Genomic DNA, 25,909 nt, shown 5'->3' on the forward strand with positions numbered 1-25,909 from the left:
TCCCCCCGACCCTCCAGGGTGAAACAGAGAAAAAAAAGAGGAGGGGGTGGGGACCCCCCCCCCCCCCCCCCCCCCCCCCCCCCCCTCTCCTCTTTCCTTCTCGGCTCGTGTCCGCTCAGCGGGTGAACAGCGCCTCGCCGGGCGGGAGCGGCGCGTCCGGCGGCAGCAGCGCCAGGTCCAGCCCGCGCACCAGCCGGGCCCGCAGGGTGGTGTCCGCCGCCAGGGCCTCCGCGACGCGGCGGGCCGCCACCGGGGCCTGAGCCCCGTCGGCCAGCACGATCGCGAGGGTGCCGTCGGCGTCGGCGCCGCCCGGGCCGAGGTGGGCGCGGAGCACGGCCGGCTCCGCGGACACGGCGTCCCGTACTGCCTCCCGTACGGCGGGGTCGGCCAGCGGGTCGGCGTCCGTACGGCCTTCGGCGAGGGCGAGCAGCGCCGGGCCGGTCAGCTGGTAGGCGACGGGCCCGGCCAGGTCCAGGACCACGGTGTCGGCCTTCTCGTGCGCGGCGGCGGCCAGCGCCTGGTGCAGCGGGACCGCCACCGGGCGGGCGGCCGGGTCCCAGAGCGCGAGGGAGGCGGTCGAGGTGAAGGCGGGCAGGGCCCGCCGGTCGCCGGCCCGGAGCGTCGGGACGGCCATGTCGCTGGTCTTCTCGCGCTGGAGACCCGTCTCCGGGTCGGTCTCCACCTCGCCGAGGACGGCCACGACGGGGACCAGCAGCCGGGCCCCCTTGAGGGCGGCCAGCACCTCGGGCTCCTTGGCCCGGTCCTCGGACCAGGCGGCCAGGGCCGCGGTCAGCCGGGGATCGGCCGAGCCGTCGTCGTCGGAGAAGCCCGGGTCGGGAATGTTCTTGTTCGCCATGTTCGCCACAGTTACCCGACCCTACTGTGCCGGGTCCGAAGGTGCCGTGAGGGGCCCGCGGTCGCGGCTCCGGGCGCCCCGCCGCGGGCGCCGGCCCAGTACGGCGGCCAGTACGAGCAGCACCGCTCCGGCGACCGCGGCCGCGGGGGCGCCGAGCCGGGCGCTCCGCTCGGGCGGGCGGACCGGCTCGGGGCCGGGGCCGAAGTACCTGCTCCCGGCCGCGGCGGGGGCGGGCACCGCGGCGTCCGCCTGCATCGACTCCGCGGCCTGGAGGGCGGCGACGGGGTCCACCGTGCCGTGGCCGCGGGCGTCGTCGCGGCCCCCGGCCGGGGAGTCGGAGGCGGTGTCCTCCAGCAGCTTCTTGATCTGGGCCGGGGACAGGTCCGGGTGCTCGGCCTTGATCAGGGCCGCGGCGCCGGAGACGAAGGCAGCGGCGGCGCTGGTCCCCCAGCCCTCGTAGTACGAGCGGTCGGGGTCGGCGATGACCACGTCGACGCCGGGGGCGCTGACGGTGGCGTACCAGTTGCGGGTGGAGAACTTGGCCTTCTTGCCGCGGCGGTCGACGGCGGTGACGGCGATCACCCCCGGGTACGCGGCCGGGTAGGAGACGCGGTCGCCCGTCTCGCCGCCGTTGCCGGCGGAGGCGACGACGACCACGCCCCTGGCGAGCGCGTACTGGACGGCCTCGTCCTCGCCCGCCTCGTGGTGGGCGGAGTCGCTGTCGTCGCCGAGGGACAGGTTGATCACGTCGGCGCCGTGGTCGGCGGCCCAGCGGATGCCGTCCGCGAGGGCCCCGCCCTTGCTGTCGCGGACCTTGCCCCGGCCCGGGTCGCCCTCTTCGAGGATCACCCGGACCGGCAGGATCCGCGCCTGCGGGGCGATCCCGAGGACGCCCTGGCCGCGGCTGGGTCCGTGGCCGTGTCCGGCGATGATGCTCGCCATGGCGGTGCCGTGACGGGCCCACGCCCGGTCGCCGCGGCCGGCGCCCATGCCGATGAGGTCGGTGCCTTCGAGGACCTGGCCCGCGAGGTCGGGGTGGGAGTCGTCGACCCCGGTGTCGAGGACGGCGACGGTCACGCCGTCGCCCCGGGTGGTGCCCCAGGCCTCCTCGGCGCGGAGCGCGAGCAGGCCCCACTGGCGGTCGCGGATGGTGTCGGCGGCGGCCGGGAACGCGGTGGCGGCCGTGAGGAGGGCGGCGGCGGTCAGGGCTGCGGCGGCCCGCCCGAGCGCCCGTCGCGGGCTCATCGGCCGGCCTTCGGGGCGGGCGTGACGGGCGGTGCGGCGAGCTGCGCCACGCCGTCCCCGATGCGCGCGGCGACCGCCTTGGCCTCGTGCCCGAGGCCCGCCTGGGCGGCGGCTCCGGTGGCGTCCTTCTTCATCAGGTCCTCGGCGGGGCGGGGCGCGTCCAGCGGGCGGCCGTCGGCGAAGGCGGAGACGGCGTAGACCACGACGGGCGCCTCGTCGCGTACGGACGCGGACCAGGCGGCGCGCTGGCCGTCGGCGAACCCGTACGCGGCCGGGGCGGTGATCCGGCCGCCCAGGGCGGTCATCCCGGGGGCGTCGGCGGGAGTGAACACCAGGCCGACGGTGATCAGGGAGCTGCGGGTGGCGTCGGTGTAGGTGGCGCGGAGCACGCGGGTGCAGCCGGTGGCGGCCAACAGGCCCTGCCAGTCGGCGGCGAGGGCGGCCGCGCAGTCGGCGTCGGGTGCGAGCGCGATACGCGTCCAGGTCCGGTCGGAGCCGCCGGGGCCCGCCGCGGGGCCGGCCAGGACGGGTGGGAAGAGGCTGTCCACGGGCGCGGTGCGCCACAGCGACTCGGCCTTGCGGTAGGCGGCGTCGGCGGGCAACGGGCGGTTCGCGGCGCGGTGTTCGACCCAGGTGGTGACGGCGGCTCCGCCGACGAGGCCGCCCCCGAGGAGGAGGCAGAGCGCGGCGGCGAGGACGCGTCCGGGGTGGCGGCGCGGCGGGGCGTGCGCGGGCTGGGGCGGCGGGGACCAGGGATCAGGCTCGCCCGGGATCGTGGTCCGCGGTGTCGTCGTGGTCATCCGGCGGCTCCGCCCCCCGTTCCGTACGGCTGCCTGCCCGTACTCTACGGGGTCCCCGGCGGGGCTCCGCGGGGCCGGTGTCCCCGGGTCCGCCGGCCGCCGACCCCTACCCACCGGTAGAGACCTCTGGCAAGCTGCCGCCCATGAACTCCCCCGCCGCCGACCGCGCCCGGTACGACCGGGCGACCGCGCACCTGGACGCGCCGCTGGCCATCGTGGACCTCGACGCCTTCGACGCCAATGCCGACGACCTCGTGCGCCGGGCCGGCGGGAAGCCGGTCCGGGTCGCGAGCAAGTCGGTCCGGTGCCGCGCGCTGCTCGAACGCGTGCTGGCCCGGCCCGGGTTCGCCGGGATCATGTCGTACACGCTGGCCGAGTCGCTGTGGCTGGCCCGGTCCGGGTTCGAGGACGTGCTCCTCGCGTATCCCTCCGCCGACCGGGCCGGCTTCGCCGAGCTGGCGAACGACGCCAAGCTGGCCGGCGCCGTGACGGTGACGATCGACGACCCCGCGCAGCTGGAGCTGATCGACGGGGCCCGTGACGGGGGCGCCGAGGAGATCCGCGTCTGTCTGGAACTGGACACCGCCCTGCAGCTGTTCGGCGGCCGGGTCCGGGTCGGGGCCCGCCGGTCCCCGCTGCGGGAGCCGGGGCAGCTGGCCGCGCTGGCCCGTACGGTCTGCGCCCGGCCGGGGTTCCGGGTGGTGGGCCTGATGGCGTACGAGGGCCACGTCGCCGGGGTCGGGGACGCGCTGGCCGGCCGGCCGGTGCGCTCGCGGGTCATCCGGCTGATGCAGGGCGCGGCCCGCAGGGAGCTCGCGGCGCGGCGGGCCGAGGTGGTGCGGGCCGTGCGGGCCGTCGTACCGGACCTGGAGTTCGTCAACGGCGGCGGGACCGGCAGTGTGCAGCACACGGTCGCCGAGGACGCGGTGACGGAGGTGGCCGCCGGGTCGGGGCTGTACGTGCCGCGGCTGTTCGACAACTACACCTCCTTCAGCGGGCGCCCGGCGGCGCTGTTCGCGCAGCCGGTGGTGCGCAGGCCCGGTGTGGGCGTGGTGACGGTGCTCGGGGGCGGGTACCCCGCCTCGGGCGCGGCCGGCGCGGACCGCCTGCCGGTTCCGTACCTGCCGCAGGGCCTGCGCTACGACCCCCGGGAGGGGGCCGGCGAGGTGCAGACCCCGCTGCTGGGCGGCCCGGCCGACGACCTGCTGATCGGCGACCGGGTCTGGTTCCGGCACGCGAAGGCGGGCGAGCTGTGCGAGCGCTTCGACACGCTGCACCTGGTGGAGGGCGACCGGGTGACGGCCACCGCCCCGACCTACCGCGGCGAGGGCCGCACGTTCCTCTAGATCCCGTCCTGGTGGGTCCCGTCCTGGCGGGTCCCGTCCTCGTGGGTCCCGTCCTGGCGGGCCGGGTCCTGGAACACCGAGTCCGTCTGGTCGGGGATGACGCTCGTGTCACCGCGCAGGACCGGTCCCCTGGTGCCGTCGTGGTCGACGTAGCCCGTCGTCGCGCACGGGTAGGGGCCGGTCTTCTGCTTCTTGGGCTCGATGAACATGGGGTTGACGATCCAGCGGCCGTCGCTGTTGTCGTAGGCCCGGCACATCAGCTCGTTCTTGTTGCGGTTCACGACGAGCCGCAGGGCGGTGGCGTCGCGCAGGAAGGAGACGTCGGTGTCGGAGTCGCCGGCGGCGAAGACCTGGCGGCGGGCGGCGGGCTGGACCTTCTCGGCGGCCGCGCCGCGCACCCCGAAGACCTCCTTGTTGATCCAGCAGCGCTTGCCGTCGATGTAGGTGATCATCGTGTCGGCGCCGTCCGGGACGGATCCGCAGCCCTGCAGGTGGGAGGTGAACCGCCCGCCGTGGGTGGTGGTGTTGCGGATGCCGATGACGTGGTCGGCCTTGATGCCGACGCCCCCGGCCCACACCTCGACGACGGGCTGGGGCGAGGCGGAGCTGATCCAGACGTCGAAGCCGGCCTTCTGGAGGCCCTTGACCAGGTCCTTCTGCTGGTCGTAGTAGCGGACCCAGCCGGTGGCGGTACCGCTGCCGACCTGCTGGACGGCGCCGACGGGCGCGGCGAGGTTCTCGGCGCGGGCGGCGGCGGCGAAGCCGCGGATCTCGCGGGCGGTCCACCCCTGCATGAGCTGGGGCAGCCAGGCGTACGAGGGTTCGGTGGTGCGGCGGTCCCAGCCGGCGAAGGCGACGGCGCCGGCGCGGGTCGCGGCGCTGCCGTAGACGGCGTTGATCTCGTCCGCGCAGCCGGCTCCGCCGGGGGTCCCGGTGGGCAGCGGGGCGCCGGGGCGGGCGAGGGAGTCGCAGGCGCCGGCGAGGGCGGTGGCCGCGGCCGGGGTGAGGAAACGGCTGGTGGCGGCCCAGTCGGCGGGGCGGCGGATCTTCCCGTTGCGCAGCAGCCAGAACATGGTGGCGTCGCCGACGTCGTTCTTGACGACGGTGTTGTCCCAGTCGAAGACGGCGACGGGCTTGGCTCGGGTGGGCCGGTACGGGTTGCAGCTTCCGTACTGGTCGATGAGCTCCTGGAGCCGGGCCTGGTTCTCGCCGTACCAGCCGGGGCCCACCGTCGCCCGGTGGCAGTGGCTCGGGTCCGCCTCGGCGGGCGGGGCCAGCAGGAGTCCGGAGCCGGCGGCCGCGATGAGGGCGAGGGTGGCGGTTCTGTTGCTGCGCATGCTGCTCCTCGGGGTTCGGGCACGCGGCGGCCGGGCGCCGCGGGGCGCCCGGCCGGCGGGAACGGGGGTGTGGTCTGCGGCGGGGTGGTCTACAGCGGGGTGACGTACGCGCCGGAGATCCCGCCGTCGACGAGGAAGTCGGTGGCGTTGATGAAGGAGGAGTCGTCGCTGGCGAGGAAGGCCACGGCGGCGGCGATCTCGGTGGGCTCGGCGAAGCGGCCCAGCGGGATGTGCACGAGGCGGCGGGCGGCGCGCTCGGGGTCCTTGGCGAACAGCTCCTGGAGCAGCGGGGTGTTGACCGGCCCGGGGCACAGGGCGTTGACGCGGATGCCCTCGCGGGCGAACTGCACGCCGAGCTCGCGGGACATGGCCAGGACGCCGCCCTTGGAGGCAGTGTAGGAGATCTGGGAGGTCGCGGCGCCCATGATCGCGACGAAGGAGGCGGTGTTGATGATCGAGCCGCGGCCCTGGCGCTGCATGTAGGGCAGGGCCGCCTTGCAGCACAGGTAGACGGAGGTGAGGTTGACGTCCTGGACGCGCCGCCAGGCGTCGAGCTCGGTGGTGAGGATGGAGTCGTCGTCCGGGGGCGAGATGCCCGCGTTGTTGAAGGCGATGTCGACGGAGCCGTAGGTGTCGAAGGCCGTCTTGAAGAGGGCGTCCACCTGCTCCTTGTCGGTGACGTCGACCTTCACGTAGGTCCCGCCGACCTCCTCGGCGGCGGCCTTGCCGGCCGTCTCGTCGATGTCGCCGCAGACGATGTTGGCGCCCTCGGACGCGAGGCGCCGGGCGGTGGCGAGGCCGATGCCGCTGCCGGCTCCGGTGATGACGGCGGTACGGCCGACCAGGCGGCGGCAGACGATCTCTTCAGGGCTCTGGCTGGTCATGTTCTTCAGGCCTCCGTGCTGATGAAGACGTTCTTGGTCTCGGTGAAAGCGGTGAGGGCGTCGGGGCCGAGCTCGCGGCCGAGGCCGGACTGCTTGTAGCCGCCGAAGGGGGTCCAGTAGCGGACGCTGCTGTGGGAGTTGACGGACAGGTTCCCGGCGGCGACGGCGCGCGAGACGCGCAGGGCGCGGCCGATGTCGCGGGTCCAGAGGGAGCCGGAGAGCCCGTACTCGGTCGCGTTGGCCAGGCGTACGGCGTCCTCCTCGTCCTCGAAGGGCAGGATGACGGCGACCGGTCCGAAGACCTCCTCGGCGGCCACGGGAGCGGTGGGGGCGACGTCCGTGACGAGGGTCGGCGGGTACCAGAAGCCGGGGCCCTCGGGTGCGGTGCCGCGGATCGCGGTGAGGTCGTCGGTGACGAAGGACCGTACGCGGTCCAGCTGGGTCCGCGAGATCAGCGGGCCCATCTGCGTCTTCTCGTCGAGCGGGTCGCCGACGGCCACGGCGGCGATGCCGGGGGCGACGAGCTCCAGGAAGCGGTCGTGGACGGAGCGCTGTACGAGGATGCGGGTGCGGGCGCAGCAGTCCTGGCCGGTGTTGTCGAGGAAGGACATCGGCGCGGCGGCCGCGGCGGCCTCCAGGTCCGCGTCGGCGAAGACGATGTTGGGGCTCTTGCCGCCGAGTTCGAGGGTGACGCGCTTCACCCGGTCGGCGCACTTGGCCATGATCTGCTTGCCGACACGGGTGGAGCCGGTGAAGACGATCTTGGCCACTCCGGGGTGTTCGACGAGCGCGTCGCCGGCGACCGCCCCGTGACCGGGGAGCACCTGGAAGAGGTGCTCGGGGATCCCGGCTTCGAGGGCGAGTTCGGCGAGGCGCAGCGCGGTCAGCGGGGTGGTCTCGGCGGGCTTGAGGATGACGGCGTTGCCGGCGGCGAGGGCCGGGGCCAGGCCCCAGGCGGCGATCGGCATGGGGAAGTTCCAGGGGGCGATCACGCCGATGACGCCGAGGGGTTCGAGGAAGGTGACGTCGATGCCGCCGGCGACGGGGATCTGGCGGCCGGAGAGCCGCTCGACTCCCCCGGCGGCGAAGTCGAGGAGGTCGCGTACGTTGCCGGCTTCCCAGCGGGCGTTGCCGATGGTGTGGCCGGCTTCGCGGACCTCCAGTCGTGCCAGTTCCTCGATGTGGCCGTCGACGACCGCGGCGAAGCGGCGCAGCAGCCGGGCCCGGTCGGCGGGGGCGGCGGCCGCCCACGCGCGCTGGGCCGCGGCGGCCCGGGCGACGGCGGCGTCGACATCGTCCCGTGTGGCGGCCGGGACGATGGCGACGGTTTCCTCGGTGGCCGGATTCAGCACTCGCAGATTGAGTGGGGCCAGCTCATCGGACACGTGTTGCCTCACAGACTTTCGGTGGTTCGACGGTGCGGTGCCGGGCGGACTAGGGGGTGTTGCGAAGGTCCTGTGCGGTGCCCGCGGTGTCCGGTGCGTGCTCTCGGCGTGCCGGATGAAGGCCCTCGTACTGGGCGTACTCGGGACTTCGGCCGGTGCGGCGAGAGTGCGTGCCGGGCGCCGTGGGCACCGTGCGGGACTTTCGCAACACCCCCTAGAGGCGTTCGAAGGAGCGGCGCAGCTCCCAGTCGGTCACCGCGGAGTCGTACGCGTCGAGTTCCACGCGGGCCATGTTCCGGTAGTGGGCGACGACTTCGGGGCCGAAGGCGGCCTTGGCGATCTCGCTGTTCTCCCAGAGCTCGGCGGCCTCGCGCAGGGTGGCCGGCACGTGGGCGTATTCGGCGGTGTAGGCGTTGCCGCCGCAGGCCTCGGGCAGCTCCAGCCGGTTCTCGATGCCGTAGAGCCCGGCCGCGACGAGGCCGGAGACGGCGAGGTAGGGGTTGACGTCGCCGCCGGGGAGGCGGTTCTCGAAGCGCATGGAGCGGCCGTGGCCGACCACTCGGAGCGCGCAGGTCCGGTTGTCCACGCCCCAGGCGACGGCGGTCGGCGCGAAGGATCCGGGCCGGAAACGCTTGTACGAGTTGATGTTGGGGGCGTAGAGAAGGGAGAAGTCGCGCAGCGCGGCCAGCTGGCCGGCCAGGAAGTGCCGCATCACCGGTGACATTCCGCCTGGTCCGTCCCCGGCCATCGCGTTGCGTCCGTCGGCATCAGCGAGCGAGAGGTGGATGTGACAGGAGTTGCCCTCGCGCTCGTCGAACTTCGCCATGAAGGTCAGCGAGACGCCTTCCTGGGAGGCGATCTCCTTCGCCCCGGTCTTGTAGACGGAGTGCTGGTCGCAGGTGGTCAGCGCCTCGTCGTAGCGGAAGGCGATCTCGTGCTGGCCGAGGTTGCACTCCCCCTTGGCCGACTCGACGATCAGGCCCGCGGCCTGCATCTCGTTGCGGATGCGGCGCAGCAGGGGTTCGATGCGGCCGGTTCCGAGGACGGAGTAGTCGATGTTGTACTGGTTGGCGGGGGTCAGACCGCGGTAGCCCGCGTTCCAGGCCTGCTCGTAGGTGTCCTGGAAGACCATGAACTCCAGCTCGGTGCCGACCATCGCGGTGAACCCGTGCTCGGCGAGGCGTTCCAGCTGGCGGCGCAGGATCTGCCGGGGCGCGGCGACGACGGGCGAGCCGTCGTTCCAGGCGAGGTCGGCGATGAGGAAGGCGCTGCCGGGGTTCCAGGGGATGCGGCGCAGGGTGGCGAGGTCGGGGTGCATGGCGAAGTCGCCGTAGCCCCGGTCCCAGGAGGACATCTCGTACCCGTCGACGGTGTTCATGTCCGTGTCGACGGCGAGAAGGTAGTTGCAGCCCTCGGTGCCGTGCTCGAGGACCTCGTCGAGGAAGAACTGTGCGGCGAACCGCTTGCCCTGGAGCCGCCCCTGCATGTCGGGGAAGGCCAGGACCACTGTGTCGATCTCGCCGCTGGCGACGAGGGCGCGAAGCTCCTCGGTCGCGAGCGGCGGCGTGCGGTCTACCACGGGAATCTCTCCTTCGGTGAGCCGAGTGCGCCTAAGGTATTGAATAGAACCATTGCTTGGGAAGGGGCGGAGCCGAGATGACCGATACGGCGAGTGAAGGCGACGCGATCGCGCGGCTGAATCCCGTACTGCGGCAGGTGCGGGCGGGCAACGGGTTCGAGGAGGCACTGGAGCAGATCCTCCAGGTGGTCCGGCTGGGCCTGGTGCCGGGCGGCGAACGGCTGCCGCCCGAGCGCGAACTGGCGGAACGCATGGGCATCAGCCGGGTCACCCTGCGCGAGGTGCTGAAGGTACTGCAGGACCAGGGCCTGGTGGAGGCCCGGCGCGGGCGGTACGGCGGAACGTTCGTGCTGCCCCGCCCCGACACCCCGGCGGGCGGCGCGGAGGAGGAGCTGCGCCGGCGCGTCGCGGGGGTGGACATCGAGGACGCGCTGCGCTTCCGCGAGGTGCTGGAGGTGGGGGCGGCCGGTCTGTGCGCCTCCCAGGGGCTGACCGAGGAGGGCGCCGAACGGCTGCTCGCCGCGCTGGCGGCCACGCACGACGCCCCGCTCGCCGGCTACCGCCGCCAGGACACGCTCTTCCACCTGACCCTGTGCGAGCTCGCCGGATCCGCCACCCTCACGGCCCAGTACGCGGCCGTCCGCGCCACCGTCAACGACCTGCTGGACTGCATCCCGCTGCTCGTGCGCAACCTGGAGCACTCCCAGCAGCAGCACACCGCACTGGTGGAGTCGGTGCTGGCGCGGGACGCGGCCGGGGCGCGCGAGACGATGCGCGAGCACTGTTGCGGCACGGCGGCGCTGCTGCGGGGCTTCCTGGCCTGAGCGGATCCGGAACGGGGGTCCGGGAGGCTTTCGTAACTTCTGTTTAACGCAGAGGTCTTGCGCTCTCCACTCCACAAGAGCAAAGGTACGCCCCACAACCATTGCCCTGAGGCAGGAGCACACGATGGCCGACGACATCGAGGCACGGCTGACAGCCGTACCCGCACCCCCCAAGTCCGCCGACGGCGGCGACCCGGGCGCGGACGACTACCTGGAGCGCCGCACGCTGCGCCGCGGCAGCGCCGGGTGGCTGCTCCTGACCGGTCTCGGCGTCGCCTACGTCGTCTCCGGCGACTTCTCCGGCTGGAATGTCGGCCTGGACAAGGGCGGCTTCGGCGGCCTCGCCATCGCCACCGTCCTCATGGGCGCGATGTACGCCTGCCTGGTCTTCTCCCTCGCGGAACTGTCCACGATCCTGCCGACCGCGGGCGGCGGATACGGTTTCGCCCGCCGCGCCCTGGGCCCCTGGGGCGGCTTCCTCACCGGAACCGCCATCCTCATCGAGTACATCCTGGCCCCGGCCGCGATCGTCATCTTCATCGGCGACTACGTCGAATCCCTCGGCCTCTTCGGCCTCACCTCCAGCTGGCCGGTCTACCTCGGCTGCTTCGTGGTCTTCATCGGCGTCCACCTCTGGGGCGTGGGCGAGGCCCTCCGCTTCAGCCTCGTCGTGACCGCCATCGCCGTCGCCGCGCTGCTCATCTTCGCCGTGGGCGCCTTCACGGAATTCAGCGCCGACGGCCTCAACGACATCCCGGTGGACACGAGCGCCTTCGGCTCGAACTCCTGGCTGCCGCTGGGCGTCCTCGGCATCTGGGCCGCCTTCCCCTTCGGGATGTGGTTCTTCCTCGGCGTGGAAGGCGTACCGCTGGCGGCGGAGGAGGCGAAGGACCCGGTCCGCTCCATGCCGAAGGCGCTCGCCATCTCCATGGGCATCCTCGCCTTGCTGGCGCTGATCACCTTCTTCGCCGCGACCGGTGCCCAGGGCGCCGACGCCGTCAAGGCGGCCGGCAACCCGCTGGTCGTCGCGCTGGAGGGCGACGACGGCCCGACCGCGCTCAGCCGCTTCGTGAACTACGCGGGCCTCGCCGGCCTGGTGGCCTCCTTCTTCTCCCTCATCTACGCGGGCTCGCGCCAGCTCTTCGCCCTCTCGCGGGCCGGCTACCTGCCCCGCTTCCTCTCGCTCACCTCGAAGCGCAAGGCCCCGTACCTCGGCCTCGTCATCCCCGGCGCCATCGGCTTCGCCCTGGCAGCCGCCACCGGCAACGGCGCGCGCATGCTGAACATCGCGGTGTTCGGCGCGACCATCTCCTACGCCCTGATGGCCCTCTCCCACATCGTGCTGCGCCGCCGGGAGCCGGACCTGGAGCGCCCGTACCGCACCCCGGGCGGGATCCTGACCTCGTCGGTGGCCTTCGTACTCGCCCTCTCGGCCCTGGTCGCCACCTTCCTGGTGGACAAGGACGCGGCATTCATCGCGCTGGCCGTGTACGCCGTCGCCCTCGCCTACTTCGCGATCTACAGTCGGCACCACCTCGTGGCCTCGGCGCCCGAGGAGGAGTTCGCGGCTCTGGCGGAAGCCGAGGCGGAACTGAGCCGTGACTGAAACCCTGTCCCTGCCCTGCCCCGTCCCCTGCTGGAGGTAACGAACGTGCCCAGGCCGCTCATCGGCATCACCACCTACGTCGAGGAATCCACCCGCTACGGGGTGTGGGACCTCTCGACGTCCCTCGTACCGACCGGGTACTACGAACTCGTCCAGGCGGCGGGCGGCGCGGCCGTGCTGCTCCCGCCGGACGAGCCCGGGTCGGCGGCGGAGGTGCTGAGCCGGGTGGACGGCCTGGTGGTCGCGGGCGGTCCGGACGTGGACCCGGTCCACTACGGCGCCGCGCGCGACCCCCGTACGGGTGCCCCCGCGACGGTCCGCGACCACTGGGAACTGGCCCTGATCGCGGCGGCGCTCGACTCCGACACGCCCGTGCTCGGCATCTGCCGGGGCATGCAGGCGCTGAACGTGGCGCTCGGCGGCACGCTGATCCAGCACATCGACGGCCACGTCGACGCACCGGGCGGCACGTCCTGGCACCCGGTCCGCCCGGTTGCGGGCACCCGGTACGCGGAGCTGGTCCCGGAGGAGGCGCAGGTCCCGACCTACCACCACCAGGCCGTGGACCGCCTGGGCCGCGGCCTGGTCGTCTCGGCCCACGCGCTGGACGGCACGGTGGAGGCGATCGAGGTCCCCGACCCCGACCGCTGGATCCTGGGCGTCCAGTGGCACCCGGAACGGGACAAGGACACCCGGGTGATGTCCTCCCTGATCGAAGCGGCCACCGCCCGACTCGCCGTACCCGTCGCCTAGCCCGTCGGCCCCGCCGCACACCCCGGCCCCGCCGCACCACCCAGCCCCGCCGCACCACCCAGCCCCGCCGGCGTTTGAGGCGCGGGGTACGGGGCGGCGCCCCGGCGTGCGGCGCGGCAGCCGGCAGGCCCCCGGCTAGGACAGACGGCGGGTCAGCGACAGCAGGTCGCGGGCCGGTCCGGCGGGGCGCGAGCCGGCCGGCCAGACCGCCCGCAGGGCCCGCCCGAGCGCGGCCCCCGACACCGGCACCTCCACCAGCCGCCGCCCCGCCAACTCGTCCCCCACCGCCAGCTCCGACAGCACGCACGGCCCCGCACCGCTCAGCGCCGCCGCCTTCACCGCGGTGGTCGAGGCGAGTTCCAGCAGCGGCGCGGCCAGCCCCCCGCTCCCGGCCAGCGCGGCGTCCAGTACCTGCCGCGTCCCCGATCCGCGTTCCCGCAGGATCAGCGGCATCGCGGCCAGCTCCGCCGCCTCGACCCCCCGCGATCGCCGCGCCCACGCGTGCCCCGGCGCCACCGCCACCACCAGCCGGTCCTGGGCGATCACCGCGGAGTCCAGTCCCTCCGGCACCGTCAGTCCCTCGACGAAGCCGAGGTCGGCCTCGTGCGTGAGGACGCGTTCGGCGACGACCGCCGAGTTCCCGGCGTGCAGGGACACCGCCGTGTCGGGCCGTTCCCCGCGCAGCGCGATCAGCCACCCGGGCAGCAGGTACTCGGCGATGGTCATGCTGGCGGCCACCCGCAGCCGCGAGTCCCGCCGGCCCCGCAGGGCCTGCGCGCCGGCGTCGAACGCCTCCGCCGCCTCCACCACGCGCCGGGCCCAGTCCGTGACCAGCGCGCCCTCGGCCGTCAGCGTCGACCCCCGCGGCGAACGGTCCACCAGGGCCACGCCCAGCCGCGTCTCCATCGCCCGGATCCGGCTGCTCGCCGCCGGCTGCGTGATGCCCAGCCGCCGGGCGGCGCCGCTCAGGCTGCCGACCCGCGCGACCGCGAGCAGCAGTTCCAGCGCGCCCAGGTCCGGCACCCGGTGCGCCAGCGGAACCCACTCCTCATTACCCATAACATCAGTTTATGGCCTCATAGGGAGATGACCTCTGCCGTGCCGCCCGCCCCGGCGCGACGCTGGGTCCATGGCCACCACCCTCGTGCGACCCCGCACCCACACCACCCCCGCAGTCCGGGCCCACAAGGCCCCCGCACTGCGGCACCTCGGCCCCAACTGGTACGCCTCCGTCATGGGCACGGCGATCATCGCCAACGCGGGCGCGACGCTCCCGTACCAGCTGCCCGGCCAGCGCCTGGCCTGCCAGCTCCTCTGGGCGCTGTCCGCCGCCGTCCTCGCCGTCCTGCTCACCGCCCGCGCCGGCCACTGGATCCACCACCGCGACCAGGCCCGCGCCCACCTCCTCGACCCCGCCGTCGCCCCCTTCTACGGCTGTCTGTCGATGGCGCTGCTGTCCGTCGGCGGCGGCGCCCTCATCGTCGGCAAGGACCTCATCGGGACCGGCGCGGCCGCCGCCGTGGACGCCGTCCTCTTCACCGCCGGCACCGTGATCGGCCTGGTCATGGCCGTGGTCGTGCCCTACCTGATGGTGGTGCGCCACAAGGTCGAGCCCCGCCAGGCCACCCCCGTCTGGCTGCTGCCCCTGGTCGCCCCCATGGTCTCCGCGGCCGTCGGCCCCCTGCTGGTCCCCCACCTGCCCGCCGGCCAGCCCCGCGAGGCCCTGCTGCTCGCCTGCTACGCCATGTTCGGCATCAGCCTGCTCGCCACCCTGCTGATGCTCCCCCTGATCTTCGGCCGGCTGGTCGTCGGCGGGCCCCTCCCCCTGGCCCTGACCCCCACCCTCTTCCTGGTCCTCGGCCCCCTCGGCCAGTCCACCACCGCCGTGAACCAGCTCGCCGACGTCGCCCACCAGTCGATCGGCGCCCCCTACGCCGGAGCGCTCAGCGCCTTCGCCGTCGTCTACGGGGTCCCCGTGATGGGATTCGCGCTGCTGTGGCTGGCCCTCGCCGCAGCCATGCTGGTCCGCGCCGCCCGGCGCGGCATGGGCTTCGCCATGACGTGGTGGGCCCTGACCTTCCCCGTCGGCACCTGCGTCACCGGCGCCACCGGCCTGGCCCACCACACGGGCCTGACCGCCTTCGCCTGGCTCGCCACCGCGCTCTTCCTCGCCCTGGTGACCGCCTGGCTGGCGACCGCGGCCCACACCCTGCGCGGCCTGTTCACCGGCCGCCTGCTCGCCGCCTGACCGACCTGGGGCGCGTACCCCACGGAGAGCGGGCGCGGCTCAGGCGGCCGCGAGCAGCGCCACTCCCGTGACCGGGGCAAACCCGGTACGCGTCCCCGCAGGGGACGAAACCCCCTCAGCGGGCCGCCCGCAGGGCCTCGGCCAGTACGGCCGGGGCCTCGGCCAGCGAGGGCCCGTACCAGGTGAGGTGACGGCCGCTGAGCAGGGCGGCGGGCAGGCCCGGGAAGGCCTCCGGGCCGTCCGCAGCCGTGAAGCGGTAGGGCTCGTCCGGGAGCACCACCAGATCGCAGCCGGCCGCCGCGAGCTCCTCCACCGGGACCCGCGGATACCGCTCCGGGTGCCCGGCGTACGCGTTGCGGACGCCCAGCCGCACCAGCAGGTCCCCCGCGAAGGTGTCCCGGCCCAGCACCATCCACGGCCTCCGCCAGATCGGCACGAAAGCGGTAAGAGCTCCGACCGGCTCCGCCCGGGCCCACGCACGCTCCGCGTCCGCCAGCCACCCCGGCCTCGTCAGCCCCAGCGCCCCCACCAGCACCCGATCCAGCTCCCGCAGCGCCTGCGGGAGGTCCCTCACCTCGGTGACGAGCACCTTCAGCCCGGCCTCCCGCAGGGCCGCGAGGTCCGGGGCCCGGTTCTCCTCCTCGTTGGCGATGACCAGGTCGGGGCGCAGTTCCGCGATCCTCCGTACGTCGGGGTTCTTCGTCCCCCCGATCCGCACCGCGTCCCCGAGGTCGGCGGGGTGCGTGCACCAGTCCGTGACCCCGACGAGCAGGCCGGGGGCGCTCACCGCCACCGCCTCCGTCAGCGAGGGCACCAGCGAGACGACGCGCACCGGCTCAATGCTCGGGCGAGGGCGGCTCGGAGGTGGCGTGGATGTGCTCGCCCACCGCCACCACCAGGAGCCGGGTGTCCTCGGTGACGGCCCGCCAGCGGTGGCGCACGCCCCCGGACAGGAACAGCGCGTCCCCGCTCTCCAACCGGTACGCCCGCCCCTCCGCCTCCACCTGGCACGCGCCCTCGACCACGTACATCAGCTCGTCGTTGCGGTGCTGGTACTCGCGGCCGGCGTCCTGGTCCCCGGTGAACTCCAGCGCGTGCAGCTGGTGGTGCCCGCGCACGAGGGGCCGCACGCCGTGGACCGGGCCCAGCCCCGACTCGTCGCCGGCCCGTACGAGGTCCACGGTGCGCGCGGTGTCGGAGGCGGCCAGCAGCTCGACGGCCGTGGTCTCCAGCGCGTCCGCGACCCGCTCCAGGGACCGCATGCTGGGCCGGGCCCGCTCGTTCTCTATCTGGCTCAGGAAGGGCACCGACAGGCCGCTGCGCGCCGACACGGCGGCCAGCGTGAGGTGCAGCGCGCGGCGCCGCTTGCGCACGGCGACTCCCACGCGCAGCGGCTCCTTGCCGTCCTTGTCCTTGCTCTTCTCGTCCCTGTCGGTCAGCTTGTCGCGCAGGCCGTCCGTACCGTCCGTACCATCCGTACCGTCGGTGCCGTCCCTGTCGTTCATGTCGGGGCTGCCCTCCCCATGTCCGTCGCACATCGGTGTGCTGTAAGCACCTTACGCAGCAACCGCCCCCGGTTTCGCGTGCACGGCTCTTCCCGTACCCGACCGCTCACGGTCCGTGCCGGGGCTTGCGGCATCATCGTGTCCGTGACGACACGACGCCTGATGCTCCTGGACACCGCCTCCCTCTACTACCGCGCCTACTTCGGCGTGCCGGACTCCGTGCGGGCCCCCGACGGCACCCCGGTCAACGCGGTGCGCGGGCTGCTCGACTTCATCGGCCGGCTCGTGCAGGACCACCGGCCGGACGATCTGGTGGCGTGCATGGACGCCGACTGGCGGCCGCACTGGCGGGTGGAACTGATCCCCTCCTACAAGGCCCACCGGGTCGCCGAGGAGACCGAGAGCGGACCCGACGTCGAGGAGACCCCGGACACGCTCGCCCCCCAGGTCCCCATCATCGAGACGGCGCTGGACGCCTTCGGCATCGCCCGGGTGGGCGTCGCCGGATACGAGGCGGACGACGTGATCGGCACGCTGACGGCCCGCGCCGACGGCGCGGTGGACATCGTCACCGGCGACCGCGACCTCTACCAGCTGGTGGACGACGCCCGGCAGCGCCGGGTCCTGTACCCCCTGAAGGGCGTCGGCACCCTCCAGGTGACCGACGAGGCCTGGCTGCGCGAGAAGTACGGGGTCGACGGCCCCGGCTACGCCGATCTGGCGCTGCTGCGCGGGGACCCGAGCGACGGCCTGCCGGGCGTCCCCGGCATCGGCGAGAAGACCGCCGCCAAGCTCCTCGACGCGTACGGCAGCCTGGCCGGGATCATCGCGGCGGTCGACGACCCGAAGTCGAAGCTGACCCCCACTCAGCGCAAGCGGCTGGACGAGTCCCGGCCGTATCTGGCGGTGGCCCCGAAGGTGGTCAAGGTGGCCTCGGACGTGCCGCTGCCGGCGTTCGATCCGGCCCTTCCGGCGGCCCCCGCGCAGCCGGAACTGCTGGAGGCACTAGCCCATCGGTGGGGTCTGGGTGGAGCAGTCTCCCGCCTGAGCGGCGCACTGCGCCGCTGAGGTGCTAACTTAGGTAAGGCTAAGTTTCAGGGGAGTCAGGGGAGACACCGTGGCTGAAGGACGCGCCCGCACCGTCGGCACCGCCGTCGTCGTACGCACCGAGCGGCTTTCGCCGCACATGGTGCGGCTCGTGCTGGGCGGTGAGGGCCTGGCGGAATTCGGCGCGGGCGAATACACCGACCACTACGTCAAGATCCTTTTCCCCCCGGCGGGCGTCGTCTATCCCGAGCCCTGGGACCTGGAGGAGATCCGCGCGCACTTCCCGCGGGCGCAGTGGCCGCGCCAGCGCGCGTACACCGTGCGGAGCTGGGACCCGACGCACCTGGAGCTGGCCCTCGACTTCGTCGTCCACGGCGACGAGGGCGTGGCCGGCCCCTGGGCGGCGCGGGTGCAGCCGGGCGAGCGCGTGCACTTCCTCGGCCCCGGCGGCGCCTACGCCCCGGACCCGAAGGCCGCCTGGCACCTCCTGGTCGGCGACGAAAGCGCGCTGCCGGCAATCGCAGCGGCGATGGAGCGGATGCCGGAGGGCGCACGCGTGCACGCCTTCGTGGAGATCGACGGCCCGGAGGACGAGCTGAAGGTCGCCACCCCGGACGGCGTCGTCCCGGTCTGGCTCCACCGCGCCGGCCGCCCGATCGGCGAGGCCCTGGTGGAGGCGGTCACCGCCCTGGAGTTCCCCTCCACGGACGTCCACGCCTTCGTCCACGGCGAGGCCGGCTTCGTCAAGGACCTCCGCCGCCACCTCCGCCTCGAACGCGGCATCCCGCGCGAACGCCTCTCGATCTCGGGCTACTGGCGCCTGGGCGAAACGGACGAGGGCTGGCGCGCGATCAAGCGCGACTGGAACGCCACGATCGAAGCCGAACAGGACCACGCCACAGCGGCCTGACCCTCGGGGGCAAATCCAGCGTTTGAGCCTCGGGGTCCGGGGCGGACCCCCGGCAGCGGCCCCGCACCACTCCAGCCCCGCCGACGTCTGAGCCGCGAGGTCGGGGGCGCAGCCCCGGCAGCGGCGCCGCACCACTCCAGCCCCGCCGGGTCCGGGGCGGGCCCCCCGGCGACGGCGCCGCACCATTCCAGCCCCGTCGGCGTTTGAGGCGCGGGGTCTGGGGCGGAGCCCCGGCAGCGACGCCGCACACGCGCACGCACCCGCACCCCCGGCGGGAGCCACCCGGCGGGAGCCACCCCGCGCGCGACCCCCCGTCCGGCAGGACAATGGCGTCATGCGTACGCTCCGCGCACTGGCGGCAGCCACCGCCGCAACCCTCCTCACCGCGACGGCGGCCGCGGCCGCGGCCGCCCCCAGCCCCCCGCCCCCACCGCGCCCCCTGATCAGCGACGACGCAGTCGACAAGGCCGTCGCCCGCCTCGACCAGACCGTCGCGGACATGATGCGCCGCACCGGCGTCCCCGGGGTGTCCGTGGCCGTCGTCCACGACGACAAGGTCGTCCACATCAAGGGCTACGGGGTGCGCAGGACCGGCGAGAGCGCCAAGGTCGGCCCCGACACCGTCTTCCAGCTCGCCTCGGTGTCCAAGCCCGTCTCTTCCACGATCGTGGCCGCCGCCCTCACCGACCCCGCCGAGTGGGACCGCCGCACCACCCTCCCCGGGTTCTCCCTGAAGGACCCCTGGGTCACCGACCACGTCACCACCGCCGACCTGTTCTCCCACCGCAGCGGCCTGCCCGACCACGCCGGCGACCTCCTCGAAGACCTCGGCTACGACCAGGCGTACATCCTCGACCACCTGCGCCTCGAACCCCTTTCGCCGTTCCGCGCGAGCTACGCCTACACCAACTTCGGGCTCACCGCGGCCGCCGAGGCCGTCGCCCGCGCCAAGGGCAGCAGCTGGCAGAAGCTGAGCGCCGACACCCTCTTCAAGCCCGCCGGCATGACCCGTACGAGCACCGAGTTCTCCGACTTCATCAACGCCCCCGACCACGCCTCCACCCACGTCAAGAACGCCGACGGCACCTGGAGCCCCCGCTTCGTCCGCGATCCCGACGCCCAGTCCCCGGCCGGCGGAATCAGCTCCACCGCCACCGACATGGCCCGCTGGCTGCGGCTGCAACTGGCCGGCGGCACCCTCGACGGAAAGCGGATCGTCCCCGCCGACACCCTCGCCCGCACCCACCTGCCCGAGATCGTGTCCCAGCCGACCAACGCCGTAGGCACCACCAGCTTCTACGGGCTCGGCTGGAACGTCAGCTACGACAGCGCCGGCCGCCTGCGCCTGAGCCACTCCGGCGGCTTCGAACTCGGAGCCAACACCAACGTCACCATGCTCCCCCTGGAAAAGCTCGGCATCGTGGTCCTGACCAACGGCGCCCCGGTCGGCCTGCCCGATGCCATCGCCCTGGACTTCTTCGACTACGCCGAGGACGGCAAGGTCTCCACCGACTGGCTCCCGCTGGCCGCCTCCGCCTACGCCGCGGCCCTCGCACCCCCGGGCGCGCCGACCACCGACTACGCCCACCCGCCCACCGGCGCGAAGCCGGCCCGGGACAGCGCCGCGTACACCGGCACCTACGACAACCCCTACTACGGCAAGGCGACCGTGACCGCGGACGACGACGGCGCGCTCACCCTGGCCCTGGGCCCGAAGCCGCTGCGCTTCCCGCTCACCCACTACGACGCAGACACCTTCAGCTTCGTGACCACGGGCGAGAACGCGGTCGGCCGCACCGGGGTGTTCTTCGCCGACGGCACCCTCCGCGTCGAGTACCTCGACGCCGAGCACCTGGGCACCTTCACCCAGCGGTAGCCGCATAGCCTGTCCCCCGATGAGAAGCAGAGCCCAGCCACCCCCCTCGCCCCTCCCCCAGCGGGCCGGCATCGACCCGGTCCGGCTGCGGCTGCCGCCCGACCCCGACGGAATCTGGCCGGACCTCGGCGGCTACCTCGCCGACCGCTACGCCGGCACCCGCGGCGCCGGTTCCATCGCGCGCCTGCTGGCGGCCGGCCGGGTGCTCGGCCCCGGCGGGCGGGTGCTGCACGCCCGGGACCCGTACGAGCCGGGCGGCTACCTGTGGTTCCACCGGGACATGGAGCCGGAGCCCCCGGTGCCCTTCGCGCTCCGCGTCGTCCACCGGGACCCGCACCTGCTGGTGGTGGACAAGCCGCACTTCCTGGCGACCACCCCGCGCGGCAGCCACATCACCGAGACCGCCCTGGCGCGGCTGCGCGAGGAGCTGGACCTGCCCGCGCTCAGCCCGGCGCACCGCCTGGACCGGCTGACGGCCGGCCTGGTGATGTTCAGCGTCCGGCCCGAGGACCGCGGTGCGTACCAGCTGCTCTTCCAGCGGCGCGAGGTCCACAAGGAGTACGAGGCCCTGGCGGTCCACGACCCGGCGCTCGCCCTGCCGCGCACGGTCCGCAGCCGCATCGAGAAGGCGCGCGGGGTGATCGCGGCCACCGAGGTGCCGGGCGCCGAGCCCAACGCCGAGAGCCTGATCGAACTGACCGGTACCCGGGGGGACCTGGGCCGCTACCGGCTGACCCCCCGCACCGGACGCACCCATCAGCTGCGCGTGCACATGAACGGCCTGGGCCTGCCGATCCTGGGGGACCCGGTGTATCCGGAGGTGACCGATCCGGCCCCGGACGACTACCGCCGGCCCCTGCAGCTGCTGGCCCGGGTCCTGGAGTTCACCGATCCGGTCACCGGAGCCGTCCACCGCTTCGAGAGCGGCCGCACCCTCCAGGCCTGGGACGACCGCGCGGCCTGGGAGGCCGGCCCCCGGCCCGAGAGGGCCTAGGGGAGACGGACTCCCGCGATCCGCAGCGCCGCGTCGGCGGTGGCCTCCGCGAAGGCCGTCACTGGCCGCGCCGGATCGGCCCGGTGGATCAGCATGACGCCCTCGATGAGTCCGAAGACCAGGTCGTTGCGGAGCGTCAGTCCCGCCCGGTCCCCCGCCAGTTCGGCTCCGGCGCAGGTCCCGTCGAGCAGCACCCGGTAGGCGTCCTTGAGTTCCGCGCGCATCCGGCGGAACCGCGCGAAGCGCGCGCCGCCCACCTCGGGCAGCAGGTAGAGCGCCCCCAGGTTGTACGGGCCCCCGCACAGCAGGAGCACGTCGGAGCGGCACAGCTCCCACAGCCGGCGCGCGGCGGGCCGACCGCCCTCGGCGAGCAGCCGGCGGGCCAGGACCAGCGAGGGCGCGACGGTGGACTCCAGCAGTTCGGCGAGGAGTTCCTCCTTGCCGCCGAAGTAGTGGTACATCGTGGCCTGGCGCATTCCGGCTCGCCCGGCGACCGCTCGCGTGGTGGTCGCCGCGTATCCCTGGGCGGTGAACAACTCGGCCGCCGCGCAGAGGAGTTCCTCGCGCGGCGGCCGGCCGCTCTCCGGTCTCAGCCGGTCGGCGCGTGGCCGACCGACCCGTCTCGGGCCCTCGTCTGTTCCCCCGCTCATGGGACCGATCGTCGCACAGAGCACGACGAATCGATCATGGCAAGAGATCAGATCAGGCCGCCCCCGTTCTCGGAGGAAGCCCCAAAACCGGCTAGCCGACCGAGCTGTAGGCCACTACGCCCCGCAGCAGCGCGTCCACGGCCTTGCGGGCGTTGCGCGCCACCGTGCTCCCGCTGTCGCCGGAGGCCGAGGGGGCCGCCGCCGCGATCTGCCCGAGCACGTCGATGACCTGCTTGCACCAGCGCACGAAGTCACCGGCGGGCATCTCCGCCTCGCGCAGCACCTCGTCCAGGCTCTTGTCGGAGGCCCACTGGTACGCGGCCCAGGCGAAGCCGAGGTCCGGCTCGCGCTGCCCCACGCCCTCCGCCTGGTTGATGCGGTGCTCCTCCTCCAGCGCGTCGAGCCGGCCCCAGATGCGGACCATCTCGCCCAGCGCCTCCTTCGCCGCACCGCCCGGCACCTTCGGCGCGACCGCGTCGTCGGACTGCCGCGCCTCGAAGACCAGCGCCGAGACGCAGGCCGCCAGTTCGGCCGGGCTGAGGCCCTCCCACACCTTGGCGCGCAGGCACTCGGACGCCAGCAGGTCGAGCTCCCCGTACAGTCGGGCGAGCCGCTTGCCGTGCACGGTGACCTCGTCCTCGCGCAGGTAGTCCAGCTCGGTCAGCAGCGCGTGGATCCGGTCGAAGGTGCGGGCGATGGTGTTCGTCCGGCCCTCGATCCGCCGCTCCAGCTGCTGGGTGTCCCGCTTGAGCCGGTGGTAGCGCTCCGCCCAGCGGGCGTGGTCCTCACGCTCGTCGCAGCCGTGGCAGGGGTGCGCCCGCAGCGCGGACCGCAGCCGGGCGATCTCGCGGTCGTCGGCCGCCGCGGCCCGGCCGCGCGCACGCCGCTCCGGCGTGATGTGACCGGCCTTGCTCCGCAGCTGCGAGGCCAGGTCCCGACGGGACTGCGGCGAACGCGCGTTGAAGGTCTTGGGGATCCGCATCCGGTCCAGCGCCTCCACCGGGACCGGGAAGTCGATCGCGGCGAGCCGCTTGACCTGCCGCTCGGCGGTGAGCACCAGCGGGCGCGGGCCCTCCGCGTACTCGTACCCGCGGTGCCCGTGGACCCGCCCGGCCGGCACGCCCGGGTCCAGCACCAGCGCGAGCCCGGCGAACTTGCCCGTCGGCACGTGGATGATGTCGCCCGGCTTGAGCTTCTCCAGCGAACTGGCCGCCTGCACCCGCCGCTGGGCGGCGCCCTGCTTGGCCAGCTCCGTCTCGCGGTCCTTCAGGTCGCGGCGCAGCTGCGCGTACTCCTCGAAGTCGCCCAGGTGGCAGGTCATGCCCTCCTGGTAGCCCTCCAGGCCCTCCTCGTTGCGCTGCACCTGCCGGGAGATCCCGACGACCGAGCGGTCGGCCTGGAACTGCGCGAAGGAGGTCTCCAGCAGCTCGCGCGAGCGGTGCCGCCCGAACTGACTGACCAGGTTCACGGCCATGTTGTACGAGGGCTTGAAGCTGGAACGCAGCGGATACGTACGGGTACCCGCGAGGCCGGCGAGCCCCGCCGGGTCCATGCCGCGCTGCCACAGCACCACCGCGTGGCCCTCGACGTCGATGCCGCGCCGCCCGGCCCGGCCGGTCAGCTGCGTGTACTCGCCGGGGGTGATGTCGGCGTGCTGCTCGCCGTTCCACTTGACCAGCTTCTCCAGGATCACCGTGCGCGCGGGCATGTTGATGCCCAGCGCCAGGGTCTCGGTGGCGAAGACGGCCTTCACCAGACCGCGGACGAACAGCTCCTCCACGACCTCCTTGAAGGTGGGCAGCATGCCCGCGTGGTGCGCGGCGATGCCCCGCTCGAGGCCTTCGAGCCACTCGTAGTACCCGAGGACGTGCAGGTCCTCGGTGGGGATGGAGGCGGTGCGCGCCTCGACGATCTCGCGGACCCTGAGCCGCGCGGACTCGTCGTTGAGCCGCAGGCCCGCGTACAGGCACTGCTGGACCGCGGCCTCGCATCCGGCCCGGCTGAAGATGAAGTTGATGGCGGGCAGCAGCCCGTCGCCGTCGAGGCGCGCGATGACCTCGGGGCGGGACGGGGTCCAGATCCGGCCGCGGGAGCGCCGCTCGCGCTCGCGGTCGGCTTCGCGGACCATCTTGCCGCGCCGCCGGTCCTTCGGGTTGTAGGTGCGGCTGTTCTCCTCGCGCGCCATGCGCAGCAGGTCGGGGTTGACCTCCCGGCGGGCGGAGCCGCGGCCGCCGTGGTCGGACTCCTCCTCGAAGAGGTCGTAGATCTTGCGGCCGGCCATGACGTGCTGCCACAGCGGGACGGGCCGCTCCTCGGAGACGATCACCTCGGTGTCCCCGCGGACGGTGTCCAGCCAGTCGCCGAACTCCTCGGCGTTCGACACGGTGGCCGAGAGGGACACCAGGGTCACCGACTCGGGGAGGTGGATGATCACTTCCTCCCACACGGCCCCGCGGAACCGGTCGGAGAGGTAGTGGACCTCGTCCATCACGACGTGGCCGAGACCGCGCAGCGACTGGGAGCCCGCATACAGCATGTTGCGGAGCACCTCGGTGGTCATCACGACCACCGGCGCCTCGGAGTTCACGCTGTTGTCGCCCGTCAGCAGGCCCACCTTGTCGGCGCCGTAGCGCTTGACGAGGTCGGCGTACTTCTGGTTCGACAGCGCCTTGATCGGCGTCGTGTAGAAGCACTTGCGGCCCTGCTGGAGGGCCAGGTGCACGGCGAACTCGCCGACGATGGTCTTGCCCGAGCCGGTCGGGGCGGCGACGAGGACGCCCTTGCCGGCCTCCAGTGCCTTGCAGGCCTCGATCTGGTACGGGTCCAGATCGAATTCGTACATCTCGCGGAAGGGGGCCAGGGCAGTGGCCTCTTCGGCGGCGCGGATCCGGGCAGCGGCGTACCGCTCGGCGGGTGAGAGTTCTTCGGTCATCTTGCTGTCGAGCCTACCCGTCGGCTCTGACAACAGTCCCGATCATTTAAGTGAGCAGGCGGACCGCTCCGGGGCCGCACTACGAGGCGTGCGCGCCCCGGCCGCGTCCGGCCGTGGGATCGACGAAGGGGGTGACCTCACAGCTCACCCACGGAATCCACCTGTCAGGTCGCGTCGTCGTACCCGTTGATCCGCTGGCGTCCGCCGTCGGCCTGTCCGGGCAGCGCGGCGGGGGCGGGCACCGACTCCAGGGCGCCGATCGGCGCCGGGGTCAGGTCCAGCTCGGAGGCCTCGTCGTCGCTCAGACCCGCGTCGGGGTCGTTGCGCCGACGCCTGCGGTCGTTGAGCAGACAGATGCCGAGGGCCAGGAAGTACAGGGCCACGATGGGCAGGGCCAGCGCGAGCATGGTCGGCGGGTCACCCGTGGGGGTGGCGAAGGCGGCGAAGATCGTGATGCCGAGGACCATGCCCCGCCACCAGCCGCCGAGCCGCTTGCCGGTGAGCACACCGGTGAAGTTCAGGAGGATCAGCAGGAGCGGCAGCTCGAAGGCCAGGCCGAACACGATCACCATGCGGGTGACCAGGTCGAGGTAGTCGTCGACCGGCAGCAGGTTGCGCGCGTGGTCCGGCGTGAACTCCAGCATGATCGTCGCGGTCTGCGGGAGGATCTTGTACGCGAGCACCGCGCCCACGCCGAACAGCGGCGCGCCGACCGCGACGAAACTCCGCGCGTACTTCTTCTCGTGGCTGTGCAGCCCCGGCGCGGCGAACGCCCACAGCTGGTACAGCCACACCGGCGCGGACAGCACCACACCGGCGGTCAGCGAGACCTTGAGGGCGATCGAGAACGCCGAGATGAGACCGTTCACGGTCATGTCGGCGCAGGGGCGGCCGTTGCGCTGCGTCACCACACCGTTCGTGCAGCCGACGGAATCCAGCATCGGCTTCAGCAGGAAGTTGATGATGTCCCGGTAGAAGAAGGCCGAGACGATGGTGATCACCAGGATCGCCAGGACCGACTTCAGCAGACGGTTTCGCAGCTCACGCAGGTGCTCGACAAGAGGCATCCGCCCTTCGGCGTCCTTGTCCGCTTTCCCCTGCTTGCGGGCAGACTTGAGCAACCCACGTCCCT

At 73.4% G+C, this 25,909-nt stretch carries 22 protein-coding genes; 9 read left to right on the forward strand and 13 right to left on the reverse strand.

Features of this window, described 5'->3' with window-relative positions; genetic code table 11:
* Positions 1–115: 115 nt before the first annotated feature.
* Genes ACZ6JT_RS27190 through ACZ6JT_RS27200 form a run of 3 tightly spaced genes read right to left on the reverse strand, consistent with a single transcriptional unit; the run spans position 116 to position 2,901 of the window.
* Positions 116–856: an SseB family protein gene (locus ACZ6JT_RS27190; protein ID WP_469213647.1), complete on the reverse strand. Its 741-nt coding sequence runs from the start codon at positions 854–856 to the stop codon at positions 116–118.
* 21 nt (positions 857–877) lie between these two features.
* Positions 878–2,101, reverse strand: a complete 1,224-nt coding sequence (mycP, locus tag ACZ6JT_RS27195) for a type VII secretion-associated serine protease mycosin (RefSeq protein ID WP_469213649.1) — start codon at positions 2,099–2,101, stop codon at positions 878–880.
* On the reverse strand, positions 2,098–2,901 hold the full coding sequence (locus ACZ6JT_RS27200) for a hypothetical protein (protein ID WP_469213652.1): 804 nt from the start codon (positions 2,899–2,901) through the stop codon (positions 2,098–2,100). Before ACZ6JT_RS27200 ends, mycP begins: the two co-directional genes overlap by 4 nt.
* Before the next feature lie 143 nt (positions 2,902–3,044).
* Between ACZ6JT_RS27200 and ACZ6JT_RS27205 the strand changes: the two genes are divergently transcribed.
* Complete coding sequence (locus ACZ6JT_RS27205; protein WP_469213653.1) at positions 3,045–4,247, forward strand: amino acid deaminase/aldolase; 1,203 nt, start codon at positions 3,045–3,047, stop codon at positions 4,245–4,247.
* On the opposite strand, the gene ACZ6JT_RS27210 is transcribed toward ACZ6JT_RS27205, so the two are convergent.
* The 4 genes from ACZ6JT_RS27210 to ACZ6JT_RS27225 form a co-directional block, all read right to left on the reverse strand.
* Entirely contained in the window at positions 4,244–5,584 is a 1,341-nt protein-coding gene (locus ACZ6JT_RS27210) for a haloacid dehalogenase-like hydrolase (protein ID WP_469213655.1), read from the reverse strand. The genes ACZ6JT_RS27205 and ACZ6JT_RS27210 overlap by 4 nt on opposite strands.
* Positions 5,585–5,673: 89 nt before the next feature.
* On the reverse strand, positions 5,674–6,468 hold the full coding sequence (locus ACZ6JT_RS27215) for a 3-oxoacyl-ACP reductase (protein WP_469213657.1): 795 nt from the start codon (positions 6,466–6,468) through the stop codon (positions 5,674–5,676).
* A 5-nt stretch (positions 6,469–6,473) separates the two neighbouring features.
* Entirely contained in the window at positions 6,474–7,865 is a 1,392-nt protein-coding gene (locus tag ACZ6JT_RS27220) for an aldehyde dehydrogenase family protein (protein ID WP_469213659.1), read from the reverse strand.
* A 202-nt stretch (positions 7,866–8,067) separates the two neighbouring features.
* Entirely contained in the window at positions 8,068–9,432 is a 1,365-nt protein-coding gene (locus ACZ6JT_RS27225; protein ID WP_365483730.1) for a glutamine synthetase family protein, read from the reverse strand.
* 77 nt (positions 9,433–9,509) lie between these two features.
* On the opposite strand from ACZ6JT_RS27225, the gene ACZ6JT_RS27230 reads away from it, so the two are divergent.
* The 3 genes from ACZ6JT_RS27230 (at position 9,510) to ACZ6JT_RS27240 (ending at position 12,615) form a co-directional block, all read left to right on the forward strand.
* Positions 9,510–10,256, forward strand: a complete 747-nt coding sequence (locus tag ACZ6JT_RS27230) for a FadR/GntR family transcriptional regulator (protein WP_469213661.1) — start codon at positions 9,510–9,512, stop codon at positions 10,254–10,256.
* A gap of 124 nt (positions 10,257–10,380) precedes the next feature.
* On the forward strand, positions 10,381–11,862 hold the full coding sequence (gene eat / locus ACZ6JT_RS27235; RefSeq protein WP_469213663.1) for an ethanolamine permease: 1,482 nt from the start codon (positions 10,381–10,383) through the stop codon (positions 11,860–11,862).
* Positions 11,863–11,907: 45 nt separating this feature from the next.
* Positions 11,908–12,615 (forward strand): gamma-glutamyl-gamma-aminobutyrate hydrolase family protein, encoded by a 708-nt coding sequence (locus ACZ6JT_RS27240; protein WP_469213665.1) that lies wholly within the window; start codon positions 11,908–11,910, stop codon positions 12,613–12,615.
* A 135-nt stretch (positions 12,616–12,750) separates the two neighbouring features.
* Here the strand turns inward: ACZ6JT_RS27240 and ACZ6JT_RS27245 are convergent, their stop codons facing one another.
* Positions 12,751–13,674, reverse strand: a complete 924-nt coding sequence (locus ACZ6JT_RS27245) for a LysR family transcriptional regulator (protein WP_376619701.1) — start codon at positions 13,672–13,674, stop codon at positions 12,751–12,753.
* Positions 13,675–13,744: 70 nt separating this feature from the next.
* Here ACZ6JT_RS27245 and ACZ6JT_RS27250 point away from each other — a divergent pair, with 70 nt between their 5' ends.
* A complete protein-coding gene (locus ACZ6JT_RS27250; protein WP_469213667.1) occupies positions 13,745–14,863 on the forward strand; it encodes a TDT family transporter in 1,119 nt (372 codons plus the stop codon).
* Between the two features lie 115 nt (positions 14,864–14,978).
* Here ACZ6JT_RS27250 and ACZ6JT_RS27255 read toward each other — a convergent pair whose 3' ends face one another.
* Both ACZ6JT_RS27255 and ACZ6JT_RS27260 read right to left on the reverse strand, forming a co-directional pair.
* Positions 14,979–15,695 (reverse strand): helical backbone metal receptor, encoded by a 717-nt coding sequence (locus tag ACZ6JT_RS27255; RefSeq protein WP_469213668.1) that lies wholly within the window; start codon positions 15,693–15,695, stop codon positions 14,979–14,981.
* Between the two features lie 4 nt (positions 15,696–15,699).
* On the reverse strand, positions 15,700–16,248 hold the full coding sequence (locus tag ACZ6JT_RS27260) for a helix-turn-helix domain-containing protein (protein WP_030706107.1): 549 nt from the start codon (positions 16,246–16,248) through the stop codon (positions 15,700–15,702).
* A 282-nt stretch (positions 16,249–16,530) separates the two neighbouring features.
* Between ACZ6JT_RS27260 and ACZ6JT_RS27265 the strand changes: the two genes are divergently transcribed.
* The 4 genes from ACZ6JT_RS27265 to ACZ6JT_RS27280 all read left to right on the forward strand — a co-directional run bounded on the left by ACZ6JT_RS27265 (position 16,531) and on the right by ACZ6JT_RS27280 (position 21,195).
* The gene (locus tag ACZ6JT_RS27265; protein WP_469213917.1) at positions 16,531–17,436 is read left to right on the forward strand and encodes a 5'-3' exonuclease; all 906 of its coding nucleotides are present in this window, start codon (positions 16,531–16,533) and stop codon (positions 17,434–17,436) included.
* Between the two features lie 49 nt (positions 17,437–17,485).
* Positions 17,486–18,325, forward strand: coding sequence for a siderophore-interacting protein (locus tag ACZ6JT_RS27270; protein ID WP_469213670.1), 840 nt, complete (start codon positions 17,486–17,488; stop codon positions 18,323–18,325).
* Positions 18,326–18,659: 334 nt separating this feature from the next.
* Entirely contained in the window at positions 18,660–20,201 is a 1,542-nt protein-coding gene (locus ACZ6JT_RS27275) for a serine hydrolase (protein ID WP_469213672.1), read from the forward strand.
* A 19-nt stretch (positions 20,202–20,220) separates the two neighbouring features.
* Entirely contained in the window at positions 20,221–21,195 is a 975-nt protein-coding gene (locus ACZ6JT_RS27280) for a pseudouridine synthase (protein ID WP_469213674.1), read from the forward strand.
* Here the strand turns inward: ACZ6JT_RS27280 and ACZ6JT_RS27285 are convergent.
* The 3 genes from ACZ6JT_RS27285 to tatC form a co-directional block, all read right to left on the reverse strand.
* Positions 21,192–21,845, reverse strand: a complete 654-nt coding sequence (locus tag ACZ6JT_RS27285; protein ID WP_469213675.1) for a helix-turn-helix domain-containing protein — start codon at positions 21,843–21,845, stop codon at positions 21,192–21,194. The two genes, ACZ6JT_RS27280 and ACZ6JT_RS27285, sit on opposite strands and share 4 nt — an antisense overlap.
* 91 nt (positions 21,846–21,936) lie before the next feature.
* On the reverse strand, positions 21,937–24,777 hold the full coding sequence (locus ACZ6JT_RS27290; protein ID WP_469213677.1) for a DEAD/DEAH box helicase: 2,841 nt from the start codon (positions 24,775–24,777) through the stop codon (positions 21,937–21,939).
* A 164-nt stretch (positions 24,778–24,941) separates the two neighbouring features.
* Positions 24,942–25,898 carry a twin-arginine translocase subunit TatC gene (tatC, locus tag ACZ6JT_RS27295; protein ID WP_469213680.1) on the reverse strand — a complete coding sequence of 319 codons (957 nt, stop codon included), beginning with the start codon at positions 25,896–25,898 and terminating at the stop codon, positions 24,942–24,944.
* Between the last annotated feature and the right edge of the window lie 11 nt (positions 25,899–25,909).

It is taken from the genome of Streptomyces sp. NPDC046308, assembly GCF_055588065.1.